Source organism: Photorhabdus aegyptia (assembly GCF_000612035.1).
Lineage (GTDB): Bacteria > Pseudomonadota > Gammaproteobacteria > Enterobacterales > Enterobacteriaceae > Photorhabdus > Photorhabdus akhurstii.
Map to the genome: position 1 here is coordinate 1 of NZ_JFGV01000033.1, position 10,420 is coordinate 10,420.

A 10,420-nucleotide genomic window follows, 5' to 3' on the forward strand; every position below is an offset into this window, starting at 1 on the left:
GCTTCAATGATTCCCGCCTGTGCCGAAAACTGGCTACAGGCGGCCAGCAGCAGACATAAAACTGCCAGCCTCAGTTGTTGTTTTTTCATCTTCTATACCTTCACACTGGTGATAATCTGGATTTGAGGTGTTTAAGTACGAATGACTCTCTGTCGTCATCCAGTAAAATGGACTGGTCAGTTGCCTCAATCATCAATGCATAACAGTGGTTAAACAGTTGTTCATTCGAAGCTTCCAGAGATTCGTTCTTATCATCCAATTGCAATATCAGCCGATGCGCATCAGAAACACACAAGAGGCTCTCTAGTTGCTTATCAGTGAGATCAATTTTCTCAACGGCATCATTAACCGGTTCTTCATTCCCTTCACCCAAAAGAAAATTTGAAACGCCGTCACGATTAAGCCAGCTCCAGAACAGCGCTGGCCGAAGTAATTGTTGCTGTTGTCCCGTATCCAATACATGGGAAAACAGCACAGCAAAAATAGACGGATCAAAAAAGCGTAAAATTCCCGCCTGTCCCTCCCATGTTGCATCCACACATTGAATTAAATGCTGAGACAACAAATCAAATGACCATGATGAGCATAAAATTAGCAGCGACCGTTTTTCCTTTAAGCGCAGGATAACTTCCTGCATCCATTGCCACTGGTCAGGGTGTGTCAAATCAATCCGCATCAATATCGGCGCATCATCCGCCATAATTTCTTCAGGCAATCCCTGAAACAGCGAACACCATTTGATTTCAGGCGAAAAACTTTGCAGCTCTGGGATCAAGGAGAACGCTTCCCCAGACTGATCCACAATCATATTGAGGTAACTCATGTCGTTATCTGTTGCCGCCGCCTTAAGTGCGGCAATCCAGTCAGTGATCAAATCGTGATTCATTAGCTATTTCCTCAAAACAAACCCTTTCATGCTCTCTTTCGCTGCCTTAACGCACTCTACACACACCGATTCAGGCAGGTCAGGCAAAGGAAAGTCCTGTTTCGCCGGTGACGCCATTTTGTGCTGCCCTTTCAGGCTTAACAGGCCCGGCCCGTGAATTTCAATTTCTCCTGCCGGAGAAAGACGGATGTACGCGCCGCCACACGCCAATGTCAGGCCATTTTTCGCCGTAATCTGGACGTGACCCTGTGTTGAATTGACGGTGACATCGTTTAATGCGGTGATACCTAAACTATCGCCATGTGATTCAATGGTGAGCGGCCCTTTCCCTGACACCAGACGCATCCCTTCGTTTTGTGCTAACAGGGAGATAGCCTGTGTCGCATTCATCCCAATCCGGTTTGCACTGGCAATATGCACATCCCCCGCACTTTGTGCATAGAGCGCCTGACCACTTTGCACCATCACGGTCTGCGGGCTGACAATCCCCACTCCTTCCGGCGCACTGAGCAGCATGGCCGCCATTTTCAGTTGATCCACATGCTGTAAGTAGGTTTTCAGGCTTTCAGTATCCGGCTGATGATTCAGGTGAGTTTTGGTCACCGTTCCCCACTCCAGCACCTGATTCACCGCGCCTTTGACCAGACTGATTGCCGGCGCCATCTCCAGCACTTCGCCACCCGCGCGGGCCTGTTTATCCGCGCTGATAAACAACCCTTTACCGGCCCGGATCACGCCCCAGTCGTCGGTTCGCAGCTCAAAGCCTTCTCCCCGTTTATCCGGGTGTGGGCGCTGGCTATCAACGAGATGACCGAGATTTAACTGGCTTTTACCGCCGTATTCGGTACTCAGTTTGATATGTTCCCGACCGCGTTCGTCATCCATCCGCAGTTTGTTATTCGCCGGGGTGCGCAGAACGTTGCGTTTGTAGTTGTAGAGATTGACGTGATCCGGGTGCACTGAGTCGTGCAGAGCATGGGCAATATAGGGCCGGTCCGGGTCGCCCCCTTCAAAGGCGATCGCGACTTCGGTGCCTTCCAGCAACGGCCAGTGAAAGCCATAGTTCTCCCCCGCGTACGGGCGTGCCAGACGCACCCACAGGCTTTCGCCCCCTTGCGGCCATTTCTCCCGGTCAAAGTTAAACGCCACCCGATACAAGCCGTCTTTGTCGATATCGCCGTAGATATCATTCACTTTCGTGCTGCTCACCCGCGCGGGTATCGTGCCGGCCATCACCGGTTTCGGCACCCGTTCCGGGCGAAAGCACACGGTCTCGGAATAGGGAATGGCGGTGAATGTCATCTCAAAACTGCTGTCCCGGCGGGCGCTGTTGGTGATCTGGGTGATGATCGCCCCTTTGCGAAACGCTTCCGGCGCGTCGCCCTTCACTTTCAATTCCTGCCCCGGCACCAGCGTGGCGGAAGTGGTCATCCCCCGCAGGCGGATGCGTTGATTCAGGTAACGCTCATGATGCAGGCGGGCATAAAACACCCCACTTTCCGTCTCCGGTTGATAGGCGTAACGGTCACCGGGTATCCGGTAGTCATCGCGGTAATGGTACGCTTCGCCATAGGTGGTTTGGTCGCCCCGTGCCACATCTACCTCGGTGTTCAGGCCGGGATACGGCCGGGCATCGTGGTAGTCATAATTCCGAGTCGCAATTTTTCCCTCCACCACCTGATACGCGGTCTCCATGCCCCAGACCACCGCGTCTTCCTCGCCGTGCATGCCTGACGGATTACGGGCAGGCAGGTAGACGTTGAACTGGTAGTCACGCTGGTCGTCGTAAAATTCCACCACATCAATCTTTAACCGGTCATCCGCCGTCACTTTGTACCAGATACCCACTTCCGCCAGCAGGCGTTGGATAAAGCGCAGGTCATCTTCGCCATACTGCATCACCTGTTCCCGCCTCGGATAGTTGTGTGTCAGACTGAACAGGAAGTCCTGCCCGCGAAAGCCATGCCGCTCACGCAGGACTTTCTCCACAATCTCCGGCACGGAGAGTTTTTGGTAGATGGCGTATTGATGGCTTCTCGCCAGCAGCGCCAGCCGGGGCTCCAGCGTCACTTCATAACGGCTTTCGTCCCGCGAGGTGGAGAGCAGTTTAAAGCCGCTGATCACCCCGTAAACCGAGCGCAGCGGCTCCGGCGGCACAATCGGCATCCACCGTATCCCCGGATTGATCGCAGGCGAAGTTAGGGTAAATGAAGCCTGCTGCATCAGCATCTGTGCCGGTTCAATCCCTTTCTCCGCACTGGTGAATTCAATGGCATAGCGAAACGGCTGGCTTAAGGCTTCCTGCCCGGTAAAGGCCAGCACATCCAGCGGCGCTTTGTTGTACCACACTTTTAGTCTGTAGCGGCTGTGATCAAAGATGATCATCGGTGTTGGATTCGTCATATTTTCTTCCGATTATTCCTCAGTCGTTTGGGTACGCTACCGCCCATAGCCGTATACCGAGGCCCATAAGGTCATGATTTATCTGGTTTTCAATTTTTTTATCACGGGGCCTCCCGCCCCCGCGATCACGCAAAAAATGAAAAAACAGCAGACGGATTAATCCGTCTGCCAAGCTTGTTACGCCGTCGTGCGCTCATTCCACGCATCAGCGTGAATGATGTTGCCGTCTTTGTAGGTCCAGGTGATTTTTTCGTAACGCAATTCAATGCGTTCCAGATGGTTGTGCTTTTCTTTGGCAGGGTCTTTGATGTCATGCATCAGCGGTGCCACTTTCACCACTTTCACGTTGTCCAGTTGGGTGATGAAGTACTCTTTCTCCTGACCTGCGTCATCAATGCTGTACCATTTGATTTCAGCAGATTTCAGGGTCTGGCCGGTGGTGACCGCTTTATACAAATAGGGACTTGATGCATCCACCTCTTTGGTGAATACCAGCGGAGCGTGTACACGGGTCCCCGTCAGTTTGCCGGTATTGTTGTCCGTCGGGATGTGCAACATATGTTCCAACGCCACAATTTCAATACTGCCTTCCCGGCCCTGTACATCGACAGAACCCTTGATGTCAGCACCGCCATCATCTTTCAGCCATAAATAAGCGGGAATCGCCATAATAATTACTCCAATTGTTACTTGAGTGATGTCGCCGGTAGCGGCGACGTTGTTGATAAAATGTCCGGTACTTTCTGCGGCCGCGCACAGGCGGCTGCATGCGGTATCAGACGGATTTCAACCCTGCGATTGGCAGCTCGCCCCGCAGCGGTTGTGTTAGTCGCGATCGGACTCGTTGCTCCCTTGCCTTGTACAGTGAAGCAAGCCGGCGATATGTCACTGGTTTGTAACATCCAATCGCGTACTGCTTCGGCGCGTGCCAGTGACAGCGCCTGATTTTTCGTGGCATCACCGGTGGAATCCGTGTGTCCGGTGATGAGGATCATCCAGCCCGGTTTGGCGCGGATGTTCATTAGCGCGTTGACTAATACTTTGGTCGAACCCGCTTTCAGTTTCGCCTGTCCCACATCAAACAACGCCAGACTGTTAAGGCTGATGGTCTGCGGTTCCACCGGCGTTACCGGCGTTTTCTCCCTCGGTTTAGCCTGATAATCGGCAATGGCCGCCTGCAATGGCGGACGTAATCGCGCTCCTTGATATAGCCCCAATCCCAGACGCCACGGCACGCCATCCCGGTGATACTCTTCAAGCCGATCAGCGTCACTCCTCAGTACTGCCTCCGCCTGTGCCTTGCGGCTATCATCCGTCGCGGCAATGGACCGGTAATGCAGCAAGTCACTCTCCACCTGACGCAATAACTGTCGGTTATGCCAGGCCGAGCAACCTAGCGCAGTTATGCCCGCCAGCAGAAACAGCCCCAGAGCTATCCCCACGGCCCGTTGTACCGCTGTTTGTAGCGCACTTGTGGGCAGCAGGCGCACTACACTGTCCGGAAATGGCAATGTAACGGCAGCATCACCGGTAGCCGATGTGACTATCGGATCGCCCGCCCTGTTCAGCGCCGTTTTGGTCTGTAACCACTGTTGCCAAACATGGCCGGTTAACCAATGCGGTAATGCCGGTACAAACTTCAATACCATCGCCAGCGGCGGACAAGGAGATAAACCATCTTCCGGGGTCAGGCAGACGGGCAATACCTGCGCTTTCATCCAATCAGCCCAGTCAGTCAGCTCAACCCCTCGCTGAAAACGCGCCATCTGTTCTGCCAGCGTGCCCTGTTCCAACCAATCCGCGAGTGGTTGAAAAGAGGCACCTTCACGCCAGGCCGTCACCGTGGTTCGTCCTGATTGCCACTCAAACCACGGTGAGTCGTCAGGTTGTCGGGATGGTACGGCTAAGTAGCCCGCTAACAGTAAAGGCAGCGGGATAGCATGCCGTTGACGCACTTGAGATAGCTGCCAGCGCAGTTCTCGCACCCAACCTGCCAGTACGGCGGCGTCACGGTATTGCTGCGGGTTTATCACTGCCATCACGCTTAACTGACCGCCCCAAGAAGGCCGGGCCGCCAGCAAGCTAGCTACCCCGTCGGACAGAGAAGTCCCTGACGGTAAGCACAACCAGTAGCCTTGCGGCGTCTGACGCAACAGTTCATCACCAAACAGGCTGTCCTGGATGTTGCTATATACCAACACTACCGGCAGGCGATTACTTTCAGGCGGCAGCATCGCTGACAGGCTGTTAAGGCACTCTCGCCGTTGAAAACGCCCACGATAAAACAGCCCCACCAGCGTGCAGAGCAGGATAATGACTGCCCCCTCCCACCGGCCCACCGGCGATAAGGGCAACCAGACCAGACAGAGCAGCAGCGCCAGCCCGGCTCCCCATCCCCATAACACCCGTCGCAACATGACACTCATCTCGCCAACCCCGGAAATAGCGTTGCCAGATAGTGACCTAACCCCCACCAGACACCGAGCAACACGATGACCATCCCGGAGATCGCCGCGGCTAGTTGGCCGACGATGGGACGTAGCCTGTAACTGGACGGCGGCTCCGTGGTTAACGCCGGTGATTGTTGAGCCGTGCCAAAAGGTACGACCTGTTGACGTAAGCGTGTTACCAGTTGTTCGCGTATCAATGAGGTATCCTCCTGACACTTTCCCTGAAATCCCAACAGCAACACGCGGTGAAAACAGGTCAGTACTGCCCGATCAGGGGCCGGTTCATGCAGTACAGTACGCATCCGTTCATACAACTGGTTACCGGCCTCGGCGGTATTAAAGAAATGCTCCTGTAATGATGTTGCTCGCCAAGGTGCATATCCCTGTTTCGGTGCCCGCTCCAATATGGTTTCATCCAACAGGGCGCACTGAGCGTAACTGATATGATTAATCGCGGATTCACTGACATCCGCATCACGCAGCGCTTGCCGTGTCTGTTCTATCTCACGGGTGCAGTGCTGCCACACCACCTCCGCCTGTTCCACCGATGCGCCCTGACATAGCTCTGCCACCAACAGGTAACTGCTCTGTAACAGGGCATCGATATCCGGTGGCGATTTTTTAGTTAATAAAGGTGATTTATTCATGTCCTCAATACCGCAAATAGTTCAAGCTGAATATCGCCCAGTACTCCGGGCACGTAGAAAGCACAGCTCCCCGCCGCCAGCATGGCTTTGCCCTCCGGATGGGTGAGATCAAGGGCGAAATACTGGTTCTCCAGCCGCAACGGGACCGCGGCCGGGACATGGCTAAGTGCGACTAAGGGGATGCCGGTTAATGCCCGGCTAATCATCCGGTCAACCTCATCCGGCGCACCGGCTTTACATAACAGCGGAAACCGGGTGTATAACTGGTGCGCCGGTATGGAAGAGCGGACAGAAAGATAAAAATCCGCCGCTTCACATAAGCGAGCATCGTGGAGAGTGGCTATCCACTGCTGTTCTGATGGTTTCTTCAACTCAATCGTCACCATCCGCGACGGCAAGCTGATCTCCAGCAATTGACTCAGCAAGTCAAATAGCGGCGGGAATACCGCCGTCAAATTATCGTGCTGATAACGCGGGATCACGCTGGCGTTATGGTCCAGTGAAAAGGTCAACAGACTGCCCGCTAGCCTTGCCGCTTCACGGTAGAACAGTTCTGGATGCACATCTGAGTGAGCCTTAAAATCACTCAATATCGGTTCATAACTGTTAAGCGCGTTAAGCAGCCAGAACAACGACACATCCGCCACCGCAAAATCCGCCATCCGCTCATTGCTCTCTCGGCGCATTGCCATCAATCGAGCCTGTTTTGCACGTAGCTGCGTCAACAGTCGATCGAGCCGAGCTATCGAACCGGCATGTGCGCTAAGACGCAGTAATGGCGGTACAAATTGCTCATCAACAATCCATTTTCCCTGAGCGTCGCGCAACAGACGCGCCACCGGGCAGGTGAGATATTGACCGTTTTCCATGCTGTCAAAACGTAGTGATATCGCATAACGAGCAACCGCCATCGACTCACTGCGATCACTGAATTCATCCTGTACCGGCACCCACTCCTGCTGGTAACGCACCGGACGATCAGCGCGTTCATCTGGTTTAAGGCAGTTACCTCCATTAGCGTAAGTGTGCGGCAATGCCAGTAATACCGTGACCTGCTGCGCGTCTGTCGGCAAAACGGCTGCCAATTCCAGCACCGGCGGTAAGTGATCCGCCTGATCGGTGTCAATCAGCGATCCATCGGCAAAACGCACACACAGGTGATCGGCTTTCAACTGCCCCAACGCTAAGGTGTGTTGATCAAATACCGCGGTCAGCACACCCCAAGGATGCGCCAGCCCCAGACGAGCAATCGACTCATTGGCATATGCCTCCCAACGAGCCTGCTGCTGAAACTGTTGGGGAGACAAGATGGTTCCTGTCGCCCATAGCGGACGCTCAATTTTCATGATGTTCCCCTATTGTTAACCTTTGGATTTCGGCATTTGAGAAACCAGAGAGAGGTTGACGTCGAGCCCCTCTACCTGAAAATGCGGCACCGCATACAACTTGACGCGGAAGAAACCTGGATTGTCGTCAATATCTTCAACAATGACGTGCGCTTCACGCAGCGGATGAGAAGCCTGCAAATCATCGGAAGGATCGGTCATCTCGGTTACCAAGGTGTTGATCCAGTTGTTCAGTTCAATTTCGAGCAGACGCCGATCTTTGGTGGTGCCGATGTTCTCCCGCTGAATCAGTTTCAAATAATGGGAAATACGTGACAGTAGGAAGATATAGGGCAGACGCGCATTGATACGGCTGTTAGCCGTCGCTTCATCGGTGTCATACAACTCCGGTTTTTGCGCCGAGTTAGCGGAAAAGAAGCAGGCATAATCCCGGTTTTTGTAGTAAGAGAGCGGAATGAAGCCCAGATTCGCAAATTCAAATTCGCGGGTTTCTGGAATCATCACTTCTGACGGAATTTTGACCTGATTACCGGTCCCCAAATCGTAGAGATGGATCGGCAAATCGGTCACCGCGCCCCCCGCTTTCGGACCGCGGATCTGGACACACCAGCCATTACTGACAAAGCTCTTGATCATGTTTGCGCCAAAAGCAAAGGCGGCGTTGGCCCATAAATATTTATCGTGATCCGGACCGGTGACCTCTTCAACATAGTTAAAAGTCCGCACCGGTACGGTGTCTGGACCATAGGGCAAACGCCCTAGCACTCGGGGTAAAGTCAAGCCGATATAGCGAGCATCGTCACTGTCGCGGAATGCTTGCCACTTGATGTACTCGGCGCGGTCGAAGTAGTTGCCGATATCTTTAATCGCGGCCACTTCATCCATCGTTTGTTTGCCAAAAAAAGCCGGGCCAACAGCGGCAATGAATGGCATATGCGCCGCCGCCGAGACTTTGGCGATATTACGCAACAGCGCAATATCCTGCGTGCCGGCATCAAATTCATAATTGGCAATCACCGATCCGATAGGTTCACCGCCCGGCGTATCGTATTCTTGGATGTAAGTGTGGTGATAGAAACCGCTCTGAACAATTTCCGGCGCATCGTCAAAATCTTGCCGCAAATCCTCTTTGGTAACGTCCAACACTTCAATCCTGACGTTCTGACGAAAATCAGTGCGATCAACCAAGAATTTCAGTCCACGCCAGGCAGATTCCACCTGCTGAAATTCAGGGTGATGCATAACCACATCCAATTGACGGCTGATTTGCTCATCCAACTCGCGGATATGGTTATCCAATAATGCTTTATCCAGCCGTTTAACCCTTTGCGCCGAGGTTTTCAGCATAGAAAGAAAAACACTGACAGCCGCCGTGACTCGCTCGTCCGCCGTCACATCAGCCAGCGCATCACTGCTCTGAAAGCGTTCAATATCGCTTAACTGCTCTACCGGCTGTAAATTGATTTTCTTAAATAACGATTGATAAACACTGCCTTCGGCGTGAGTCGTTACCGCCGCCGCAGCGGTTTGTTGTTCTTGTACTGTCATTAATCCTATCTCCTGATGTATACCCGTCATCTTTCAAGTTGCCTCTTTGTTGGCTGCACTCACTCACCCCGGTCACATAGTTATCTATGCTCCCGGGGATTCGTTCCCTTGCCGCCGCGATACATCTTGAAATCCATAGGGTATGAATACCGTAATAATTAAATGGTTTTTGGTGCCAATGCGGCCAATTCAGCGCGTAGCTCATCGCTTAGCGCTTGATCCTGGAGGATATGTTCCAGCTCCCGGCGAAAGGTGGCGTTGTCGAGCAGGTTGGATCTCAGATCGCGCAATAGATGGCGCATAGAAAGCAAGACCCGCAGTTGCGGGATTTGGCGAGCGATTTGTTCAGGCTCGAAGTCTTTTATTTGCCGAAAAATAAGGGCGATATTCTCCTCGCTGCCATCTCCGGCCAAGGTATTTTCGACCGTCAAGTTAATAGCGGGGCTGAATTCAGCCAGTACGCTATCAAAATTGTTTTTATTGATAGCCACTTTTTTTCTTTCCCCGAGAGGGCGATTCTCCTGCCCGTTGCTGTAATCTCCCATGACCAATAATTTCAGCGGCAGTTCAACTTTTTTCTGCGCACCTCCTGTATGCAAGTCCAATTTGATATTAATACGCGATTTAGGGATCTCGTTTTGAAAACTATGTGTCATAAGTGACTCCTCAACAACAAAATAGAATGAGTGGCATGATGTTCATGCCACAATGCATTTCAGAAACAAAACCGGATTCAGATATTTAAAAGCAGGCACTAACCAAGCGGAAAATAAGAGAAAACCGACAACACCCACCGCGATAGATAAATGGATTTATCAGGCAGGCCATTTTCTGGGTAAGGGGATTTTCTAAACAGATTTATATAAAATCAAGTCATTTTTTATCAAAAAGCATTTTTTGCTTCATTTCCATCAGATATAAGACATCTTAATCAAGAGATTAAATAAACAATATATCAACGAAATCTAAACGGAATTGAATTTATTTTAATAAAAATTGAACTTATTTTAAAAATATTAATCGACTAGTAAATCATATTATCCCCATAGGTCAAACAAATGATTTAAATATTAAATAATCCTTTATTTTCAATAAATTAACAATAAAATCAACAACCAAAATAATTTTCATCCCCACAGC

The 10,420-nt window shown here is 51.8% G+C and carries 8 protein-coding genes; all 8 read right to left on the reverse strand.

All coding sequences use genetic code 11. The features are described 5' to 3' along the window. Positions 1-100 precede the first annotated feature (100 nt). On the reverse strand, positions 101-886 hold the full coding sequence (locus BA1DRAFT_RS11605; protein WP_036779173.1) for a toxin Tle1 chaperone Tla1: 786 nt from the start codon (positions 884-886) through the stop codon (positions 101-103). 3 nt (positions 887-889) lie between these two features. Then, the gene (locus BA1DRAFT_RS11610) at positions 890-3,289 is read right to left on the reverse strand and encodes a type VI secretion system Vgr family protein (protein WP_036779176.1); all 2,400 of its coding nucleotides are present in this window, start codon (positions 3,287-3,289) and stop codon (positions 890-892) included. A gap of 177 nt (positions 3,290-3,466) precedes the next feature. Then, the gene (locus BA1DRAFT_RS11615) at positions 3,467-3,958 is read right to left on the reverse strand and encodes an Hcp family type VI secretion system effector (RefSeq protein ID WP_036779179.1); all 492 of its coding nucleotides are present in this window, start codon (positions 3,956-3,958) and stop codon (positions 3,467-3,469) included. 17 nt (positions 3,959-3,975) lie between these two features. Then, positions 3,976-5,715: an OmpA family protein gene (locus BA1DRAFT_RS11620; RefSeq protein WP_036779182.1), complete on the reverse strand. Its 1,740-nt coding sequence runs from the start codon at positions 5,713-5,715 to the stop codon at positions 3,976-3,978. Further along, positions 5,712-6,386 (reverse strand): type VI secretion system protein TssL, short form, encoded by a 675-nt coding sequence (gene tssL, locus BA1DRAFT_RS11625; protein WP_036779184.1) that lies wholly within the window; start codon positions 6,384-6,386, stop codon positions 5,712-5,714. Before tssL ends, BA1DRAFT_RS11620 begins: the two co-directional genes overlap by 4 nt. Continuing rightward, on the reverse strand, positions 6,383-7,732 hold the full coding sequence (tssK, locus tag BA1DRAFT_RS11630; protein ID WP_036779186.1) for a type VI secretion system baseplate subunit TssK: 1,350 nt from the start codon (positions 7,730-7,732) through the stop codon (positions 6,383-6,385). The genes tssL and tssK overlap by 4 nt, the downstream gene beginning before the upstream one ends. Positions 7,733-7,747: 15 nt before the next feature. After that, a complete protein-coding gene (tssC, locus tag BA1DRAFT_RS11635; protein WP_036779188.1) occupies positions 7,748-9,280 on the reverse strand; it encodes a type VI secretion system contractile sheath large subunit in 1,533 nt (510 codons plus the stop codon). Between the two features lie 158 nt (positions 9,281-9,438). Beyond that, positions 9,439-9,936: a type VI secretion system contractile sheath small subunit gene (gene tssB, locus BA1DRAFT_RS11640; RefSeq protein WP_036779191.1), complete on the reverse strand. Its 498-nt coding sequence runs from the start codon at positions 9,934-9,936 to the stop codon at positions 9,439-9,441. Positions 9,937-10,420 lie beyond the last annotated feature (484 nt).

Excerpts from the sequence above, each read along its gene's own strand:
- BA1DRAFT_RS11605 (WP_036779173.1), bottom strand. The coding sequence starts at position 886 with ATGAATCACGATTTGATCACTGACTGGATTGCCGCACTTAAGGCGGCG.
- BA1DRAFT_RS11610 (WP_036779176.1), bottom strand. The coding sequence starts at position 3,289 with ATGACGAATCCAACACCGATGATCATCTTTGATCACAGCCGCTACAGA.
- BA1DRAFT_RS11615 (WP_036779179.1), bottom strand. The coding sequence starts at position 3,958 with ATGGCGATTCCCGCTTATTTATGGCTGAAAGATGATGGCGGTGCTGAC.
- BA1DRAFT_RS11620 (WP_036779182.1), bottom strand. The coding sequence starts at position 5,715 with ATGAGTGTCATGTTGCGACGGGTGTTATGGGGATGGGGAGCCGGGCTG.
- tssL (WP_036779184.1), bottom strand. The coding sequence starts at position 6,386 with ATGAATAAATCACCTTTATTAACTAAAAAATCGCCACCGGATATCGAT.
- tssK (WP_036779186.1), bottom strand. The coding sequence starts at position 7,732 with ATGAAAATTGAGCGTCCGCTATGGGCGACAGGAACCATCTTGTCTCCC.
- tssC (WP_036779188.1), bottom strand. The coding sequence starts at position 9,280 with ATGACAGTACAAGAACAACAAACCGCTGCGGCGGCGGTAACGACTCAC.
- tssB (WP_036779191.1), bottom strand. The coding sequence starts at position 9,936 with ATGACACATAGTTTTCAAAACGAGATCCCTAAATCGCGTATTAATATC.